15 protein-coding genes and 1 pseudogene are annotated in these 18,900 nt (G+C 63.6%); 12 read left to right on the plus strand and 4 right to left on the minus strand.

Annotation, left to right across the window (positions count from 1 at the left end; genetic code table 11):
- Positions 1 to 90: 90 nt before the first annotated feature.
- From A3OO_RS0112940 to lipA, 4 genes and pseudogenes are all read left to right on the plus strand, one after another.
- Positions 91 to 423 (plus strand): hypothetical protein, encoded by a 333-nt coding sequence (locus tag A3OO_RS0112940; protein WP_018408261.1) that lies wholly within the window; start codon positions 91 to 93, stop codon positions 421 to 423.
- A gap of 148 nt (positions 424 to 571) precedes the next feature.
- Positions 572 to 4,035, plus strand: a pseudogene (gene dnaE, locus A3OO_RS21680) (DNA polymerase III subunit alpha).
- 216 nt (positions 4,036 to 4,251) lie between these two features.
- The gene (locus A3OO_RS0112950; RefSeq protein WP_018408262.1) at positions 4,252 to 4,581 is read left to right on the plus strand and encodes a hypothetical protein; all 330 of its coding nucleotides are present in this window, start codon (positions 4,252 to 4,254) and stop codon (positions 4,579 to 4,581) included.
- Between the two features lie 36 nt (positions 4,582 to 4,617).
- Positions 4,618 to 5,598 carry a lipoyl synthase gene (gene lipA / locus A3OO_RS0112955; protein ID WP_018408263.1) on the plus strand — a complete coding sequence of 327 codons (981 nt, stop codon included), beginning with the start codon at positions 4,618 to 4,620 and terminating at the stop codon, positions 5,596 to 5,598.
- A 222-nt stretch (positions 5,599 to 5,820) separates the two neighbouring features.
- Here the strand turns inward: lipA and A3OO_RS0112960 are convergent, their stop codons facing one another.
- The gene (locus A3OO_RS0112960; protein WP_018408264.1) at positions 5,821 to 6,315 is read right to left on the minus strand and encodes a hypothetical protein; all 495 of its coding nucleotides are present in this window, start codon (positions 6,313 to 6,315) and stop codon (positions 5,821 to 5,823) included.
- A gap of 130 nt (positions 6,316 to 6,445) precedes the next feature.
- Between A3OO_RS0112960 and A3OO_RS0112965 the strand changes: the two genes are divergently transcribed.
- The gene (locus A3OO_RS0112965) at positions 6,446 to 6,916 is read left to right on the plus strand and encodes a type II toxin-antitoxin system RatA family toxin (protein WP_026222955.1); all 471 of its coding nucleotides are present in this window, start codon (positions 6,446 to 6,448) and stop codon (positions 6,914 to 6,916) included.
- Here A3OO_RS0112965 and A3OO_RS0112970 read toward each other — a convergent pair.
- The 3 genes from A3OO_RS0112970 to A3OO_RS0112985 form a co-directional block, all read right to left on the minus strand.
- Positions 6,901 to 7,410, minus strand: a complete 510-nt coding sequence (locus tag A3OO_RS0112970; protein ID WP_018408266.1) for a CinA family protein — start codon at positions 7,408 to 7,410, stop codon at positions 6,901 to 6,903. The genes A3OO_RS0112965 and A3OO_RS0112970 overlap by 16 nt on opposite strands.
- Before the next feature lie 190 nt (positions 7,411 to 7,600).
- A complete protein-coding gene (arfB, locus tag A3OO_RS0112975; protein ID WP_018408267.1) occupies positions 7,601 to 8,026 on the minus strand; it encodes an alternative ribosome rescue aminoacyl-tRNA hydrolase ArfB in 426 nt (141 codons plus the stop codon).
- Positions 8,027 to 8,287: 261 nt separating this feature from the next.
- Positions 8,288 to 9,499, minus strand: coding sequence for a bifunctional 2-C-methyl-D-erythritol 4-phosphate cytidylyltransferase/2-C-methyl-D-erythritol 2,4-cyclodiphosphate synthase (locus tag A3OO_RS0112985; protein ID WP_018408269.1), 1,212 nt, complete (start codon positions 9,497 to 9,499; stop codon positions 8,288 to 8,290).
- A 100-nt stretch (positions 9,500 to 9,599) separates the two neighbouring features.
- Here A3OO_RS0112985 and dusB point away from each other — a divergent pair, with 100 nt between their 5' ends.
- The 7 genes from dusB to hflX all read left to right on the plus strand — a co-directional run bounded on the left by dusB (position 9,600) and on the right by hflX (position 18,892).
- Positions 9,600 to 10,649: a tRNA dihydrouridine synthase DusB gene (gene dusB / locus A3OO_RS0112990; protein ID WP_156824820.1), complete on the plus strand. Its 1,050-nt coding sequence runs from the start codon at positions 9,600 to 9,602 to the stop codon at positions 10,647 to 10,649.
- Positions 10,646 to 11,818, plus strand: a complete 1,173-nt coding sequence (locus tag A3OO_RS0112995; RefSeq protein WP_018408271.1) for a two-component system sensor histidine kinase NtrB — start codon at positions 10,646 to 10,648, stop codon at positions 11,816 to 11,818. The genes dusB and A3OO_RS0112995 overlap by 4 nt, the downstream gene beginning before the upstream one ends.
- A gap of 28 nt (positions 11,819 to 11,846) precedes the next feature.
- Positions 11,847 to 13,319, plus strand: a complete 1,473-nt coding sequence (gene ntrC, locus A3OO_RS0113000; protein WP_026222956.1) for a nitrogen regulation protein NR(I) — start codon at positions 11,847 to 11,849, stop codon at positions 13,317 to 13,319.
- Between the two features lie 55 nt (positions 13,320 to 13,374).
- The gene (locus A3OO_RS0113005) at positions 13,375 to 15,663 is read left to right on the plus strand and encodes a sensor histidine kinase NtrY-like (protein WP_018408273.1); all 2,289 of its coding nucleotides are present in this window, start codon (positions 13,375 to 13,377) and stop codon (positions 15,661 to 15,663) included.
- Entirely contained in the window at positions 15,663 to 17,030 is a 1,368-nt protein-coding gene (gene ntrX, locus A3OO_RS0113010; RefSeq protein WP_018408274.1) for a nitrogen assimilation response regulator NtrX, read from the plus strand. Before A3OO_RS0113005 ends, ntrX begins: the two co-directional genes overlap by 1 nt.
- 229 nt (positions 17,031 to 17,259) lie before the next feature.
- Positions 17,260 to 17,523 (plus strand): RNA chaperone Hfq, encoded by a 264-nt coding sequence (gene hfq / locus A3OO_RS0113020; RefSeq protein ID WP_026222957.1) that lies wholly within the window; start codon positions 17,260 to 17,262, stop codon positions 17,521 to 17,523.
- A gap of 4 nt (positions 17,524 to 17,527) precedes the next feature.
- Positions 17,528 to 18,892 (plus strand): GTPase HflX, encoded by a 1,365-nt coding sequence (gene hflX, locus A3OO_RS0113025; RefSeq protein ID WP_018408276.1) that lies wholly within the window; start codon positions 17,528 to 17,530, stop codon positions 18,890 to 18,892.
- The last annotated feature ends 8 nt before the right edge of the window (positions 18,893 to 18,900 follow it).

Here is an 18,900-nt window from a genome sequence, read left to right on the forward strand (position 1 = left end):
GGCTTTAGACTGAGCGCCGTTCGTGCTGCTTCGCTGGAGACCTGTGGTCAAGCAAAGTCCGAACGGCCGTCTTTAGCCAAGGAGCACCACATGAGTCATGGAAAGCCGGCCCTCGCCGCCCTCGCCCTGTTTGGCGCGTTTCTTCTGAGCGCTGCAACGCCCGCGACTGCGCAGGATGTGCGCATCGGCTGTTCCCTCGTCCAGCAATATGGCGGGGCGGAAGTGAACGCCGTGCTTGAGCAGGTCCGCTCAACCGTTGGCGAAGGGGAGGCGAACGCCCTTCACGAAAAATACGTCGGCCTCAAGAACGACTGCAGCTCGAATCTGAGCGCGTCTCGTGTGGTTCGCCTCTCTCCCGCGATGCACCGGCTCCTCACCGAATATGGCGTGAACGTTCACCGCTTCGCGGTTTTGCAGCGATAGACCGCTTTCCGCCCCAGACCTGAAACCGTCGGGGCGGGCGCCGCTTTTCACGCTATCTGGGGACGGCGGCGCGCGAGGAGTTCCGGGACGGGGCGCCAAACTGTAGACTTCGACCCGATCCGCCCCGCGTTCCCCAAGGCCTGCGACCATGCCTGCCGCCGAAGCCGGCTTTGTGCATCTTCACCTCCACACCGCCTATTCGCTGCGCGAGGGCGCGCTTTCGCTTGGCAAGCTGATTGATCTCGCGGTGCGCGATCTCCAGCCCGCGCTCGCTGTCACTGACACCAATAATCTCTTCGCGGCCCTGGAATTTTCGGAGAAGGCGGCCAAGGCCGGCCTCCAACCGATCGCAGGCGCACAGCTCCGGGTCGATTTCGCCGACGGCAAGGGCGGCGCAGTCTCGGCGCGCGACGATCGTTTCGCCAATATCGTGCTGCTGGCCAAGACCGAGGCCGGCTATCGCAATTTGATGCGGCTCGCCTCGCGCGCCTTTCTCGAAGTCGAGCAGGGCGACGAGCCGCATCTGACGCTGGACGCGCTCGCCGCCGACGCCGAGGAGTTGATCGCGCTGACCGGCGGGCCCGACGGCGCCTTGGACCGCGCCCTGGCGCAGGGCAGGCCGGAGCAGGCGGGCGCGCGCCTGGCGACGCTCGAGCGTCTCTACGGCGACAGGCTGTATATCGAGGTCCAGCGCCACAATTTGCGCTCTGAACGCGACGTCGAGCCGCAGCTGCTGGACCTTGCCTATCGTCGCGGCTTGCCGCTCGTGGCCACCAATGAGCCCTTCTTCGCTCCGCCCAGGACGACTATGAAGCGCATGATGCGCTGCTCTGCATCGCCGAAGGCGCGGTGACGAGCGTCGACGATCGGAGGCGGGTCTCGCCCGAGCACTACTTCAAGACTCGCGCCCAAATGCGCGCGCAGTTCGCCGATCTCCCAGAGGCGACCGCCAACACGCTGGAGATCGCCCGTCGAGTCAGCTTCCGACCGCGGACGCGCAAGCCGATCATGCCGCGATTCGTGCAAGACGCGCGCGATGCTCAGTCGCTCGACGACATCGAGGCGCAGGAGCTGCGCCGTGAAGCGATCGAAGGGCTTGAGCAGCGCCTCGCCGCGCATGGGCCGGCGCCGGGCCGAACGCGGGTGGAATACGCCGCGCGTCTAGATTTCGAACTTTCCGTCATCGAGAAGATGCGCTTCCCAGGCTACTTCCTTATCGTTTCGGACTTCATCAAATTCGCCAAATCTCAGGGAATTCCGGTTGGACCGGGACGCGGCTCCGGCGCGGGCTCGCTCGTCGCCTACGCGCTGACCATCACCGATCTGGATCCGGTTCGCTTCGGACTCTTCTTCGAACGCTTCCTTAACCCTGAGCGCAATTCGATGCCGGATTTCGACATCGACTTCTGCCAGACGCGCCGCGGCGAAGTGATCGACTATGTCAGACGCCGCTATGGCGCCGACCGAGTCGCGCAGATCATCACCTTCGGCTCCTTCCTGGCGCGCGGCGTTTTGCGCAGCGTCGGTCGCGTTCTCGAAATGCCGCTCGGACAGGTCGACAAGCTCGCCAAGCTCGTGCCGCAGAATCCCGCCAAGCCCGTCACGCTCGCCGAAGCGCTGGCGAGCGAGCAGAAGTTGCGCGAGGCCGTGGAGGAGGACGAGCGCGTCAAGCGGCTCTTTAAAATCGCCGGTTTGCTCGAGGGGCTTTATTCCAACGCCTCCACCCACGCCGCCGGCGTCGTCATCGGCGACCGGCCGCTGCACGAGGTGACGCCGCTTTACCGCGACCCCAAGTCCGACATGCCGGCGACCCAGTTCAATATGAAGTGGGTCGAGCCGGCGGGGCTGATCAAATTCGACTTTCTCGGTCTGAAGACGCTCACCGTTCTCGCAACGGCAAGCCGCCTGGCGCGCCGCCGAGATCCCCATTTCGATCTCGCCAAGGTTCCGCTCGATGATCCGGCGACCTATGCGCTGCTCGGCCGCGGCGAGACCGTCGGGATATTCCAGCTGGAAAGCGCCGGCATGCGCAAGGCGCTGGTCGAAATGCACGCCGATCGGTTTGAGGACATCATTGCGCTGGTGGCGCTGTATCGCCCCGGACCGATGGCGAATATCCCAACCTATTGCGCGGTGAAGCTCGGCGACGAAGAGCCAGACTACATTCACCCGGCGATCGAGCCCATTCTGAAGGAGACCTTCGGCGTCATCATCTACCAGGAGCAGGTGATGCAGATCGCTCAGCTCCTCTCCGGCTATTCGCTCGGCGAAGCCGACAATCTGCGTCGCGCCATGGGCAAGAAGATCAAGTCCGAGATGGACGCCCAGCGCGACCGTTTCGTCAGCGGCGCGATGGAGCGGGGGCTCAGCAAGCAGAAGGCCAACGAAATCTTCGACCTCTTGGCGAAATTCGCTGATTACGGCTTCAACAAGAGCCATGCGGCGGCCTATGCGCTGATCGCCTATCAGACCGCCTGGTTCAAGACGCATTATCCGGCGGAGTTCCTTGCCGCCTCGATGACATTCGACAAGAGCCAGACCGACAAGCTTGCCGAGTTCCGCGACGAGGCGCGGCGCATGGGCATCGCGGTCGAACCGCCGTCGATCAATGAGTCGGGCGTCGACTTTGACGTCGCGCCGGGCGCCGAAGGCAGGCTCGCGATCCGCTACGCATTTTCGGCGCTCAAGGGCGTCGGCGAAGCGCAGGCCGAGTCGCTTGTGCGTTCGCGGGCGGAGCGCCGATTTGCGAGTCTCGCCGACGTCGCGAGACGTCTGAACCCGCGCGAAGTAAACAAGAAGACGCTGGAGAGCCTCGCCGCCTGCGGCGCGTTCGACGAACTCGAGCCTAATCGCGCCCGGGCTTTCGCGGCGATCGAGGCGATGCTCGCCGCGGCCAACAGGCACGCCGAGGACCGCAAGGCCGGACAAAATGCGCTCTTTGGCGAAGCCGAGGCTGCGGACCTTGCGGTTCCAAAGACCCCGCCCTGGCCAGCGGCCGAGACGTTGCGGCGCGAATATGAAGCCGCTGGCTTTTTTCTCTCGGGCCATCCGCTCGACGCTTACGCCGGCCTCTTGCCGAAAATCCGCGTGTCGCGCTGGAGCGAATTCGCCGCCTCGGTCAAGCGGGGAGCCACCGCTGGCCGGCTCGCCGCCGTGGTTCTGGACAGGACCGAGAGGCGCACCAAGTCCGGCTCCAAGATGGGCATCCTGCAGCTCTCGGACGTCAGCGGACAATATGAGGCGATTCTGTTCCAGGAGGGACTGACGCAATATCGCGACCTTCTGGAGAAGGGCGCGGCGGTGCTGGTGACCCTCTCCGCGGCGGTCGAGGGCGAGGACGTCCGGGCGCGCATCGTCACGGTCGAACCTTTGGCCGCGGCGGCGGCGCGCGCGCAAAAGGGCCTGCGTGTCGTGGTCGGGGACGAGGGGCCGCTCGACGGAATCAAGACGCGGCTCGCCGGCCGCGGCGACGGCGAGGTGTCGATTCTTCTGAAGCGCGATTCGGGACGGGAGGAAATCGAAATCCGACTGCCCGGAAGCTATCCCATCACTCCGGACGTCGCGGGCGCACTGCGCGCCATACCGGGCGTTCTGGAGGTCGAATATCTGTAGAGACGACGTTAAACTTAAACAATAAGTTTAACATTCAAGTACATGATTTAAAAGCATTATGTCTGCTTATTTTGAATCAGCTTGGTGACAGCGGCACAGGAGCGCACCGCGAGGTGCGCGGTTTCCGTAGGAAAGCTGGGAACAAAGCCTCGTCTAAATCGTTGATGGGGCGTCAGCTCTAGCTGCAACCTTTCCTCACCCCGCCGGGAGGCACTCATGGACGCGTTGCTCTCAGCCGCAGCCGCGATCGTTGGCGCGCCCAACGCGCAGTTCCTCGCTCTTCTGCTCATCGGCGGCCTTGTCGGCTGGAGCGCCACAAAGCTCTCGCATGTTCTGCACGCCGACGTGCGAGCAGGGGCTTTGCTGCTCTCGGGGGTCACGGGGGCATGGCTGGCGGCCGAACTCGCGGTTCGGGCCGGCGTGGGGCAACGATGCGCGGAAGCGGTCTTGGTTTCCGGCGCGGTCGGCGCGGCGCTGTTCTGCGTCGCGTGCGGAGCGCTGCCTCTCGCCAATAGATCTCCCGAGGACATTGCCGTTCGCCATTGATATGCCTAGCTTGGTGAGAGAGGAGACTCTCCGCTCTTGACCGTGCTTGATCTCTTGAATGACGACCCCCGAAAGAAACGGGGCGAGGCGCCTCTCCGTCATCCTGAAAAGGCGGGCCGGCCCGACGCGCCTATGCTGCGCAAGCCGCCGTGGATTCGCGTCAAGGCGCCGGGTTCGAAGGCCTGGGCGGAAACCAGCGGCCTCTTAAAGGACGCCGGGCTCACGACCGTCTGCCAGGAAGCTTCCTGTCCCAACATCGGCGAATGCTGGGAGAAAAAGCACGCCACCTTCATGATCATGGGCGAGATCTGCACGCGCGCCTGCGCGTTCTGCAATGTCGCCACGGGCCTGCCGACGCGGCTCGATCCGACCGAGCCGGGCAGGGTCGGGGAAGCGACGCGCGCTCTTGGCCTGTCGCATGTCGTGGTGACGTCCGTCGATCGCGACGATCTCGATGACGGCGGCGCCGGTCATTTCGCCGAGACCATCGCAGCCATCCGGTCGGCCTGTCCCGAAACGACGATCGAAGTGCTCACGCCGGACTTCCTCAGAAAGCCTGGCGCGCTGGAGCGGGTGGTGGCGGCGGGGCCGGACGTCTTCAATCACAATCTCGAGACCGTGCCGTCGCTCTATGTGACGGTGCGGCCGGGCGCGCGCTATTTCCACTCGCTGCGATTGCTTCAGCGCGCCAAGGAGCTGAACCCCTCGCTTTTCACCAAGTCGGGAATCATGGTCGGGCTCGGCGAGAGCCGTCTCGAGGTGATGCAGGTGATGGACGACATGCGCTCGGCGGACATCGATTTCATCACCATCGGCCAATATCTGCAGCCGACGCGCAAGCACCACGCGATCGAGCGCTTCGTGACGCCGGAGGAATTCGAGTCCTATAAGACGCTCGCCTACGCGAAGGGCTTTCTCTACGTCGCCGCCTCGCCGCTCACCCGCTCGTCGCATCATGCCGGCGACGATTTCGCCAAGCTCCGCTCGGCGCGCGAACAGCGGCTCGCGGAACGGTAAACGTGCCGGGTGGACGCGGACATGCGGAATTAACATGTGGGCGCGGCTTAGCCCCCACCCCCACCCTCCCCCGCTTCGCGGGAGAGGGAGTTAGACTCGGCGCTTCATCGAGCTTTCCGAAATGCGGCTCATTGGCGTCCCCTCTCCCGCGAAGCGGGGTGGGACAGGGAGGGGGCTCGTCCTCCCCGATTTTGCAAATTTTCCTCGAAAAACGGAGGTAGATTAAGCGCTAAGCGCGGTGGAGATTTCCGCCAGCGTCGCGCGTTCGGCGTCGGTGACCTTCACGCCGCCAAAGCCCAGAAAACCGCCCTCGACGCCCGCTTCCGCCACCAGATTGGCGATATGATTGAGCCAGTTCTTGAACGCCTTCGACTCATTGGGCGCTTTCGAATCGAGGATGGAGGCGGTGCGGCGCAACTCGACGAGCGCCCGGTCTTTGAACTCCTCCACTTTGGCCCCGTCAACCACGCCCTTCACCCCGTCGCGGGCCGCAGTGCGTCCGTCCGGCGTGAGAAGGTCCTCGACAACCGCCTTGATCAGCGCGTCGGCGTTGGGATCGGATTTTGCGGCGGCCAAAGCCTTGGCGCTCGCGAAACCCTCCTGCAGCGTGCCGATGAAGCCGCTCGGATCGCCGGCGCTTACGGCGAAGCCGGCCAGCAGCGGCGATTCAAGCAGTTTTTTCCATTCATCAGCTGTGAAATCTGATTTGTTGGCCATTGTTCCCTCCGTAGAATATCTCATGAGCCAGCGAGAGCTCGTCGATAGAACTGCGATGCGACGCAATTGTTCCAGCCGCGTGACGGCGCCGACTTTTGCCGCTCTCGTCAATGAACTAGAAGCTTGGCCCATGAAGAGTTTCCGCAACCGTCGCTACGTGCCGCACAGCGCAGGAGAAATGTTTGCGCTAGTGCGCGACGTTGAATCCTATCCGCAATTCGTGCCCCTCTGCGAGGCCGTTCGCATCCGCAGACGGTCGGAGATCTCGCCTGGGGTCGAGGTGTCGCTGATCGAGATGCAGGTCGGCTTCAAAGCGATCTGCGAGCGCTATGTGAGCCGCGTCTGCTGCGACTCCAACAAACTGGACATCCGAGTCGAGTGCGCCGAGGGACCGTTTCGAAAGCTCGATAATCGCTGGACGTTTCGCGACGAGCCGGCGGTGACCGCCGGCGCGCCGCGGTCGATGGTCGAGTTCTACATCGCCTATGAATTCAAGAGTCCGGCGCTTGGCTTTGTGATGGGCGCGATGTTTGATCGCGCGTTCCACAAATATGCGGACGCCTTCGCCACGCGCGCCGACGAGGTTTACGGCCGCCGTTGAGCCGCGTCGACGGCGTCCATCATCATGTCCAGCGCTTGCATGACGGAGGCGGCGCGGATCTCGGCGCGCGTCTGCGGTCCATAGCGCCGCTCAACATGGTCGACGCCGCCGTCGCGCCGGGCGCAGGCGAAATGAACGAGCCCCACAGGCTTTTCCGCCGAACCGCCGCCGGGTCCGGCGACGCCCGTCACCGCGACGGCGACATCGGCCAGCGAGTGATCGACGGCGCCCAGCGCCATGGCGCGCGCGACCTCGGCGCTGACGGCGCCATGCGCCTTGAGCAATGCGTCAGCGACGCCCAGCATGTCGCGCTTCGCCTCATTGGAATAGGTGACGAACCCGCGCTCGAACACATCGGACGAGCCTGGGATTTCGGTGAGCGCTGCGGCCACCAGCCCGCCGGTGCAGGATTCGGCGCACGCAAGACGCAGGCCTTTGGCGCGGGCTTTATCGAGAAGCGCATTAGCTTTTATGTAAGTCGTATGTTCACTCATTACGTATCTCATAAATCTGGATTACGTATGTCATACGACATCCTTTGAACGGCTCAAGTGTCATTCCCGATCGCGCGCAACGCGCGCGATGGGAATCCAGGGCAAAACCAGCGCTGCTGTATCGGCTCTGGATTCCCGGTCAGGCCTGCGGTCTGCCGGGAATGACATGGCCCAACACGGATCAGCCGGATCATAACTCATGTGTCGGCTTGCCGCGCAGCGCCTTCACGTCGCCGCGCTGCTTCTTGCCGTCGAGACGTCTCAGCTTAGAGCCGAGCGTCGGTCGGGTCTTCTTTCGCGGCGGGGGCGGCGGAGCCGCCGCGATGCGGATAAGGTCGATGAGACGATCGAGCGCATCCGCCCGATTGCGTTCCTGCGTGCGATGGCGGCGCGCTTCGATGAGGATGACGCCGTCCTTCGTCAACCGCCGGCCGGCGAGGCGCGCGAGCCGCGCCTTCACGTCATCCACGAGGCTGGGCGAATTGCGGATATCGAAGCGCAGCCGCACGGCGGTTTCGACCTTCTGCACATTCTGGCCGCCGGGCCCCGACGCGCGCGCGAACTCCTCCACGATTTCCCATTCGTGGAGCGCGATTCTATCGGTCACGCGGATCATGAGAGGCCTCGGCTTTGCGAACCGGTCTTAATAGCAGGTCATGCGGGCCAGTCGTCATTGCGCGCTGTGTCATTCCCGGTCAGGCCGCAGGCCTGACCGGGAATCCAGAGCAATAACGAGGATACTTGTTGCGCCTCTGGATTCCCGATCGCGCGCAAGCGCGCGTCGGGAATGACAATCCGATTCGTCAGCGACACTGGATCGCTTCGCGTCCGGCGCGCAGTGACGCGACTGGGAGCAGACGCAGGTTCGCTCAGTCCCTCACGGCAACCTTACCGTCGCGATCGCCAGCGCCGCCATGCCTTCCTGCCGGCCGGTAAATCCCAGCCGCTCGGTGGTCGTCGCCTTGATCGCGACGCGGCCGATCTCGACGCCCATCGTCGCGGCGAGGCTTTCACGGATCCGCTCGCGGTGCGGGCCGATCTTCGGCGCTTCACAAATGATCGTGGCATCGACATTGGCGATCGCGCCGCCGCGCGCCCGGACCAGTTCGCAGGCGCGCGCCAGAAAGATCGACGACGCCGCACCCTTCCATTGCGGATCGGACGGCGGGAAATGCGCGCCGATGTCGCCCTCGGCAATCGCGCCGAGAATGGCGTCGGTGATGGCGTGGGACAGCACGTCGGCGTCCGAATGGCCGGCGAGACCATGCGTATGCGGGACCGCGACGCCGCCGAGCCAGACGGCACCGCCCGGCCCGAAGGCGTGGACGTCATACCCCTGACCCATGCGGATGTCGGGCAGATCGGCGAATGCGGGTTGCTTCAACTGCTCCATGGCGCGCGCGAAGTCCTGTTGCGTCGTGAGTTTGAAATTGGCGGCGTCGCCTTCAAAAATATGCACCTTCACGCCGGCGGCTTCGGCGATCATGGCGTCGTCGGTATAATCGCGCCCGCCGGCGGCCGCAGCGCGATGGGCTTCCATTATCAGATCGAAGCGAAAGGACTGCGGCGTTTGCACGGCGCGGAGCCTCGCGCGGTCGGGCGTCGCGACGACGACGCCGGCGGCGTCGATCTCCTTTATCGTATCGGCGAGCGGCACGCCGGGGGCGGCGGCGCCATGAATCTCGGCGGCTTCGATCGCGCGCGCGATGAGCGCGGCGTCCGCGAAAGGACGCGCCGCGTCATGAATCAGCACGATGTCCGGCGCGCCCTCGCTCGCGAGTGCCTCGAGGCCGTTCCTGACGCTTTCCTGCCGACTCGCGCCGCCGAAGGCCGGCGGCAGAAGCCGCGCCCGATCGGAAGGGGAGAGCTCCGCGACGCTCGCGGCGTATTGGTCGAGGTCGTCTTTATGGATGACGACCTTGAGCGTTGCCTGGGGCATGGCCATATGCAGCCCATGCAGCGTTCGGGCGAGCAGCGTCATGCCGGCGATCGGTCGATATTGTTTGGGCAGGCCGTCGCCCGCCCGCGCGCCGCGCCCGCCGGCGACGATCAGGATGGCGATGGAAGGAATGTGGTGAGCGGCGCCCATGGCCGCTCTCTGTCGGTTTTCGCCAACGCCGTCAAATGGCGACGGGCTGGAGAAATGCTATGTTGCAAGTGCGAAGAGAACTGCTTATGATGTGGGCAAGATGGCTACTGCCAAAAAACTAGGCGTTGGCTTTGACCCTTCGCCTTTGAGCATTGGCGGGATCACGCTCACCGGTCGCGCGCTGCTCGCGCCGATGGCCGGCGTGACCGACCCGACCATGCGCCGTATCGCGTCGCGTCTGGGGGCGTCGGCGACGGTAAGCGAGATGGTGATGGCCGCTGGCGTCGCCCGCGGCGATCGCGAAACGGCGATGCGGCTGGAATGCGCCGGCGCGTGGCCCCGGGTCATTCAGATCGCCACGCGCGAGCCGGCGGAAATGGCGGCGGCCGCGCGAAGCGCCGAATCCTCTGGAGCTGACTGGATCGACATCAACATGGGCTGTCCTTGCAAGCGTGTCACCGGAGGCCTCGCGGGCGCCGCGCTGATGCGCGATCTCGATCAAGCGGCGCGGCTGATCTCTGCAGCACGCGAGGCAATATGCGTGCCGCTGAGCGTCAAGATGCGGCTTGGATGGGATGAAACGACCCGAAACGTCGCGGAGCTTGCGCGACGCGCGGAAGCCGAAGGCGCCGCGATGATCACCGTGCATGGGCGCACGCGCCAGCAGTTTTATGCAGGCAAGGCCGATTGGCGGGCGATCGCGGCGGCGAAAGCGGCCGTGCGAATTCCGGTGATCGCCAATGGCGACTGCGCCGGCGAAGACGACGCCGTGGAGATGCTCGAGCATTCGCGCGCCGACGGGGTCATGATCGGACGGGCGGCCCTGGGGCAACCCTGGATCGTCGGCGATATCGCGCATTTTCTGCAGACCGGCGATCGGCGCGCGCCGCCCACGCTGGCGCAGCGCGCCGACATCGCGCGCGAACACCTCGAAGGTCTGCTGGCGTCGATGGGCGCGTCGGCCGGGTTGAGGCACGCGCGCAAACATCTCGCCGCCTATGTCGATCGCCTCGTCGGTCGCTCGGCGGTACATGCCGCAGCCGATGCGCGCCACGCGCTGGTCACCACAGATTCGCCCGATGAGGCGGCGCGGCTGATTGAGCTGATTTTTCTGAAGGCGCAGCCTGCAGAGCAGGGGATCGCGGCATGAGCGTTTTCGACCGCCCTCGACGCAATAGCGCGCATTGCGGCGGCTACGAGCCGCTCAAGATCATCAATGACGCCGGCCGATCATGCATGCTTGAGGCTCTGCCCAACGCGATTCTGACCGTCGCCCGCGATGGCGTCATTGAGGACGCCAACGCCGCCGCGGAGGCCTTCTTCGAACTCGGCAAGCCTCTGCTCATCGGTCAGTCGCTTGATCGGCTGCTGCCGTTCGGATCGCCGCTCACGGCGCTCATCGAGCAGGTTCGCGAACGTGGCGCGACGATTAACGAATACAAGGTCGATCTCGGCCGCCCCGGCCAGGAGGCCGACCGACGCGTCGACGTTCATTGCGCGCCGCTGCCCGAAGGCGACGGGCTCGTGCTTGTCATGCTGCAGGAGCGGACAATTGCCGACAAAATAGACAGGCAATTGACGCATCGTGGCGCCGTTCGCTCGGTTTCTGGGCTGGCCTCGATGCTGGCGCATGAAATCAAGAATCCGCTGTCCGGCATTCGCGGCGCCGCACAACTGCTCGAATCGGCGCTGGGCGATCAGGACCGCGCGCTGACGCGGCTGATTTGCGACGAGACCGATCGGATTGTGCGGCTTGTCGACCGGATGGAAGTGTTTTCCGACGCGCGTCCGTTGCAGCGCGAGCAGGTGAACATCCATTCGGTGCTGGATCACGTGAAGCGCGTCGCACAGAGCGGATTCGCCCGCAACGTTCGCTTCGTCGAGAACTACGACCCATCGCTGCCGCCGGTTTACGCCAACCGCGATCAATTGGTGCAGGCGTTCCTCAATCTCGTGAAGAACGCGGCGGAAGCCGTCGGCGAAGCCGTCGATGGGGAGATCGAACTCTCGACCGCTTTCCGGCCCGGCGTCAGCCTGCGCGCGCTTGGCGAGAAAAGCCCCATTGGACTGCCGCTCGAATTCTGTGTGCGCGACAATGGCCCCGGCGTTCCGGAAGACATCGCCGCGCATCTCTTTGATCCCTTTGTCACCACCAAATCGACAGGAACTGGCCTCGGACTTGCACTGGTTGCGAAGATCGTCAACGACCACGGCGGCATCGTGGAGTGCGAGTCCCTCCCCAGACGGACAACGTTTCGGGTTTTGATGCCGATGTACAGGGCAAAGCGGCCCGATCAACGCGAGGAACGGCGTGCATGACATCTCGCAAAGGCGGGAGACCGAAGCAATGACGCGAGGAGAAATTCTGGTCGCCGACGACGACGCGTCCATACGCACGGTCGTCGCGCAGGCGCTTTCGCGCGCAGGCTATGAAGTGCGCACCACCGGCGCGGCCGCGACCTTGTGGCGGTGGGTGCAGTCGGGCGAGGGCGATCTCGTGGTCACCGACGTCGTCATGCCCGACGAGAACGCTTTCGAGCTTCTGCCGCGCATCAAAAAGCTTCGTCCTGAGCTTCCGATCATCGTCATGAGCGCGCAAAACACGTTCATGACCGCCATTCGGGCGTCAGAGCGCGGCGCATACGACTATCTGCCCAAACCTTTCGACCTCAAGGAGCTCGTGGGCATCGTCGGCCGCGCCATGGCCGAGCCCCGCAAGCAGCCCGAAGATGACCGCCACGATGAGATCGAGGGAATGCCGCTCGTCGGCCGCTCCCCCGCGATGCAGGAAATCTATCGCTCCCTCGCGCGATTGATGCAGACCGACCTCACGGTCATGATCAATGGCGAGTCGGGAACCGGCAAGGAGCTTGTCGCCCGAGCCCTGCACGATTACGGAAAGCGCAAAAAAGGCCCCTTCGTCGCCGTGAATATGGCGGCGATTCCGCGCGATCTGATCGAAAGCGAACTCTTCGGCCATGAGAAGGGCGCCTTCACCGGCGCCAACCAGCGATCGGCCGGGCGCTTCGAGCAGGCCGAGGGCGGCACGCTGTTTCTCGACGAGATCGGCGACATGCCGATGGAGGCGCAGACCAGGCTGCTTCGCGTGTTGCAGCAGGGCGAATACACGACCGTGGGCGGTCGCACGCCGATCAAGACCAATGTCCGAATCATCGCCGCCACCAACAAGGATCTACGGATCCTGATCCAGCAGGGCCTGTTCCGCGAGGATCTCTACTTCCGCCTGAACGTCGTGCCGCTTCGGCTGCCGCCGTTGCGCGAGCGCGCCGAGGACATCCCCGACCTCGTGCATCACTTCTTCAAGGTGGCGGCGAGCGAAGGACTGCCGCAGAAATACATCGATCAGGCCGCGCTCGACCGGATGAAGAGATATCGCTGGCCGGGCAACATCCGCGAACTCGAAAACCTCATCCGCAGGCTTGCCGCGCTGCACCCGCAGGAAGTCATTTCCGATCAGCTCGTCGAGACCGAACTTGAACATGAGATTCGGCAGGCTGACCCGGGCGACAAAGGCTCAGCCGCAGCCGCGCCGTCGCAAGAATTGTCTGATGGACAAACGCTTTCGAGCTCCGTCGAGCTTCATCTCGCCAAGCTCTTCCGCGACTATGGGGATCAGTTGCCGCCGCCCGGTCTCTATCATCGGATCATTCGCGAGATCGAAATTCCGCTTGTGTCCGCGGCGCTTGCGGCCACGCGCGGCAATCAAATCAAGGCGGCGGAATTGCTCGGACTGAACCGCAATACGCTGCGCAAGAAAGTGAACGATCTAGACATCCGCCTGATGCGTTCACCGCGATAGCGACTCTTCGGGCCGTTCAATTGCAACCGGCGCGGGCGGAGCCTATACAGGCGCCATGGCCCTGACCGGAGACTCGGCTTCTCCGCCAAAGGCGAAAGGCAGAACGCCGTTTCGCAGCTGGTTCGGCCCGATCATTGTGATCGGCGCCGTCGGCTGTGCTTTGGCTACATTCCTGGTCGTGGCCGAATTCGGCGCGATATCGCCGACAGACGACCGCCTATTGCCGCTGCTCATCATCAACGGCGTCTTTGTCGCCGTTCTGCTCGCGATGGTGATCGTCAAGGCCTGGCGCCTCTACCGAGTCTGGCGGCGCGGGGAAGCGGCGGCGCGCCTACACGTGCGCACGGTCGGCTTTTTCGTGGTCATTGCTTTGATTCCGGCGATTCTGCTGGCCGTGGCGGGATCGCTGACTCTGGAGCGCGTGCTCAATCCCGCCTTCATGTCGAGCGTCAAGGTCTTCGTCCACAATACGGCGGAAGCCGCGGCGGTGTTCCGCGAGAGTCAGTGCCGGGCCTTGCTCCAGGAGGCGCAGCTCACGGCGTCCGATCTTGATCGCGCAGCCATTCTCTACAACTCGGACCGTCCGTACTTTCATCAAATATTTCAGTCGCGAGCGTATTTTCTGGGCTTCTCCGTCGCGGCGCTGGTGAAATCCAACGGCGAAATTCTCGACCGCGTCGACGTGGCGCAGAACGCCGCCTCCATTATCATCGCCCCGCCGCAATCCGAGTTCGACGACGCGCGGCGCGGGGAGCCTCTGTGCCTCGTGATCGATGACGGCAAGAGCTTCGTCGCTTTGCGTGCGCTTAGCGCCTTTCAGGACACATTCCTTTACGTCACTCGGCCAATTGACCCGATCGCCGTGGAATTTCCCAAACAGGCTCAGAACCTGATCAGCAGCTATGACGTCTTCGACGCCTATCGCGCTGCCGTCCAGCGCGCATTCGTGCTGATGTACGCCTTCTTGACGACGATCATGCTGCTGTCGTCCATCTGGTTTGGACTGGATTTCGCCGACCGGCTGGTGACGCCGATCCGGGATCTCATCGCCGCAACCGACGAGGTGTCGGCCGGCAATCTCGATGTTCGCGTCAACGTCGACAAGCAGCATGGCGATTTGGCGCGCCTCGGCGACGTCTTCAACAATATGACGACCGAGCTCAATCTTCAGCAAAACCGGCTGATCGAGGCCAATCGGATCAATGACGAGCGTCGCGAATTCACCGAGGCCGTGCTCTCCGGCGTGCCGGTCGCGGTGATGGGCGTGGACTCGGAAAGCGTCGTCACCATTCTCAACCGCTCAGCCGAGGAATTGTCGCTGGCGGACCCGACGGGGCAGGCGACCGTCGGCGCCTCGGTGGCGTCGGTCTTGCCGGAGATCGTCCCGATCCTGAAGGACGCGGCGGAAGTCTTTCCGCGCGCCGTTCAAAGCCAGATCATCATCAAGCGCGGCGTCGCCGAGCGCACCTTGAATGTGCGAGTCACCTCGGCGCGCGCCGATGCGGGACATCACAACTACGTGGTGACGCTCGACGACATCACGGACCTCGTGATGGCGCAGCGCACCTCCGCCTGGGCGGACGTCGCACGGCGCATCGCGCATGAAATTAAAAATCCGTTGACGCCGATTCAGCTTTCGGCCGAGCGGCTGCGCCGCAAATACGGCAAGGTCATCCAGGAAGATCGAGACATTTTCGACCAATGCACAGACACGATTGTGCGCCAGGTCGACGACATCAAGCGTATGGTCGACGAGTTTTCGTCCTTTGCGCGTATGCCGAAGGCGCGCCCGGCGCGCGACGATCTCAACGAATGCATTCGGCAGGTCGCGTTCCTCATGCGCGTCGGCAACGCCGATCTCGACATCGTCGAAGAGTTGCCGGAAACGTCCGTCATCGCGCAGTTCGATCGCCGCTTGCTGTCGCAAGCGCTCACCAATATCGTGAAGAACGCCGTCGAAGGCATCGCCGCACGAGAAGAAAAAGACGCTCTGGAAAAGGGAAGAGTCGAAATCAGATTGAATGTGCGCGATCGCATGGCGGAAATCTACGTGATCGATAATGGTAAGGGCTTCCCGGCGATGAACCGGCAGCGCTTGCTCGAGCCTTACATGACGACGCGATCGGACGGCACCGGACTGGGTCTGCCGATCGTCGCCAAGATCGTCGAGGATCACGGAGGCCGGCTGGAGCTGCTGGACGCGCCGTCGGGTCGGGGGGCCTGCGTCAGGCTCATTGTGCCCCTTGCCGCGGAAACGTCCTCGAAAGAGGAGCCGCGCGCGGCTGGCGCACAGGCTGAAAAAGCGCCGGCGCATGCAAGTGAGCCGGGACAGAGCGGGGTATAATGGCCAGCGATATTTTGATCGTCGACGATGAAGAGGACATCAGAGAGCTTGTCGCCGGGATTCTGAGCGACGAAGGGCACGGGGTCCGCACCGCCAAAGACTCCGATGAAGCGCTTGCGGCGATCGCAAGCCGGCGTCCGCATCTGGTTTTTCTCGACATCTGGCTGCAAGGGTCTCGGCTCGACGGCCTCCAGGTGCTCGAAGTCGCGCAGAAGCAGCACAAGGGCCTGCCCGTGGTCATGATCTCGGGCCACGGCAATATCGAAACCGCGGTCAGCGCGATCAAGATCGGCGCATACGACTTTATCGAAAAGCCCTTCAAGGCGGATCGGCTGGTGCTCGTCGCCGAGCGGGCGCTTGAAGCCTATCAGCTGCGGCGCGAACTTTCCGCGCTGCGCCAGCGGGCAGGAGCCTTCGACCGCATCGTCGGCGATTCGCCGGCGGCCCATCAGCTGCAGCAGCTCATTGGCCGCGTCGCCCCTGTGAATTCGCGCGTGCTGATCACCGGCGCCCCTGGGACAGGCAAGGAACTCGCCGCCCGCTGCATCCACGAGGCCTCGAGTCGCGCCGGCGGGCCGTTCGTCGTCATCAATTCGGCCACGATCACGCCGGAGAACATGGAAATCGAGCTGTTCGGTCGCGAAGGCGCCGACGGCGAGCGCAAGATCGGCGCGCTTGAGGAGGCGCATGGCGGGACGCTGTTCCTCGACGAAATCGCCGACATGCCGAAGGATAGCCAGGCAAAAATCCTGCGCGTGCTGGTCGATCAAACGTTTCAGCGGGTCGGCGGATCGAACAAGGTCGAGGTCGACGTGCGCATCATCTCGTCCTCGGCGCGCGATCTCGCGTCGGCGATCGAAGAGGGGACGCTGCGCGAGGATCTATTTCATCGCCTCGCGGTGGTGCCGATCCGAATTCCCTCGCTGGCGGAGCGGCGCGAGGACATCCCGGCGCTCATCGACTATTTCATGGAGAATATGTCGCTCGCTTCCGGCATGCCGCGCCGACGGATCTCGGAAGACGCCCTTGCTATCCTGCAGTTGCATGACTGGCCCGGCAACATCCGCCAGTTGAGAAATAATGTCGAGCGCCTGATGATCCTTACGTCTGGCGATTCCAGCGCGACGATCACGGCCGAAATGCTTCCGGCCGATGTCGGCGAACTCGTGCCGGCGACTCCCGCCGGAGTGCGCGGCGAGAAACTGATGAGCCTGCCCCTCAGAGAGGCGCGGGAAGTTTTCGAGCGCGAATACCTCGTCGCTCAGCTCAATCGCTTCTCGGGGAATATCTCCCGAACGGCGGAGTTCATCGGCATGGAGCGCTCGGCCTTACACCGAAAACTTAAGTCGCTCTCGGTCGAGTCATAGAAACATTAACTTAGAAGAGCTAGTTAAAGCGTTACATTATGTTGGCGGCGAGAGTCGGCGCGGAGTTAAAGCCGAACGCTTGCCATGAACTGGCGGCGGAAAGCGCGCGACTTGCGCCTTGCGCTTCGCCATTTGAAAGGTTCTAATGAACACGGCGGCGAAAAAAGAAGAACGATCCCCTGGGGGCGGCGTCATTCCGCTCGGCTCACAAAAAAGAACAGGACAGCCGATGTCGTCAGAGCGTTCGCAGAATCTGCAAGATACATTTTTGAATTTCGTCAGGAAGAATAAAGTCCCGCTCACGATCTTCCTCGTCAATGGCGTCAAGCTCCAGGGAATCGTCACCTGGTTCGATAATTTTTGCCTGTTGCTGCGACGAGACGGGCATTCTCAGCTCGTCTACAAGCACGCCATCTCGACGATCATGCCCGGACACCCCATACAAATGTTTGAGCCGGGCGACGACGAGGGCCAGGCCGACAAGCAGCGGTAGGCGATTGAAGGCTGACAGCGGAGCAGATAACGGGACGGCGCCGAACGGCGCCGGCGCCCGCGCATTGGTCATTGGGCCCTATGGGACTCAAGGCGGCGCGGCGCGTGCGCGCGACACGGCGGCGCGTCTCATGGAGGCGGTGGGGCTTGCCGAGGCGATCGACCTCGATGTCGTCGGTCAAGTCCCCATATCGTTGAACGAAGTTCGGCCCGCGACATACCTAGGGAAGGGCAAGGTCGAAGAGATCGGCGAACTCGTCAAGGCGAAGGACGCCGTGCTCGTCAGCATGGACTGCCAGCTCTCGCCCGTGCAGCAGCGCAATCTTGAAAGGGCGTGGGACGCCAAGGTCATCGACAGGACCGGGCTCATTCTCGAAATCTTCGGCGAGCGCGCCCGAACCAAGGAAGGCTCGCTGCAGGTGGAGCTCGCGCATCTCGCCTATCAGAAGTCGCGGCTCGTCCGCTCCTGGACCCACCTTGAACGCCAGCGCGGCGGTTTCGGCTTTCTTGGCGGACCCGGCGAGACGCAGATCGAGACGGACCGGCGCCTGATCGAGGAGCGAATGCGGCGCATCGAGCACGATCTTGACAAGGTGAAGCGCACGCGCGCGCTGCATCGCAAGACGCGGCGAGACGTTCCCTATCCGGTCGTCGCGCTCGTCGGTTACACGAATGCCGGAAAGTCCACGCTTTTCAATCGCCTGACCAAGGCCGAGGTGCTGGCGCAGGACATGCTGTTCGCGACCCTCGATCCCACGCTTCGCCAGATCAAACTGCCGCATGGCGCGCGCATTCTGCTCTCCGACACGGTGGGATTCATCTCCGACCTGCCCACCATGCTCGTCTCCGCCTTCCGGGCGACGCTCGAAGAAGTGACGCTGGCCGACGTGGTTCTCCATATTCGGGACGTCTCGCACGAAGATTGGGAAGCGCAGGCGAAGGACGTGGAGTCGATCCTGAGCGAACTCGGTCTGAAAGGCGAAGCCGAGGGGCGGATTTTGGAAGTTTGGAACAAGATCGACGCGCTCGATCCCGATCGGCTTTCGGCGCTGCAGCTCGCCGTGAGCGGGATCGAGCCTCAACGGCGGCCGACGCTCGTATCAGCCTTGACCGGGCAGGGGCTCGATGAGTTGCTGGCAAGAATAGAGTCCACCCTGGCGGCGGGACGGGTTCGATTTGAAATGAACCTCGACGTCGCCGACGGCGAAGGGCTCGCCTGGCTTCACGCCCATACCGAAGTGCTCGAACGTGAAGCGTTGCCGGAGGGCGGCGTCCATCTCGTCGTTCGTATCGATCCTGAACGTTCGGAGGGCCTCGCGAGGCGGTTCCCGCAGGCCGAAATGATCCGTGAAGCCGGCGCGGGGCGCTAACAGACGGC

It is taken from the genome of Methylocystis rosea SV97, assembly GCF_000372845.1.
Classification (GTDB): domain Bacteria; phylum Pseudomonadota; class Alphaproteobacteria; order Rhizobiales; family Beijerinckiaceae; genus Methylocystis; species Methylocystis rosea.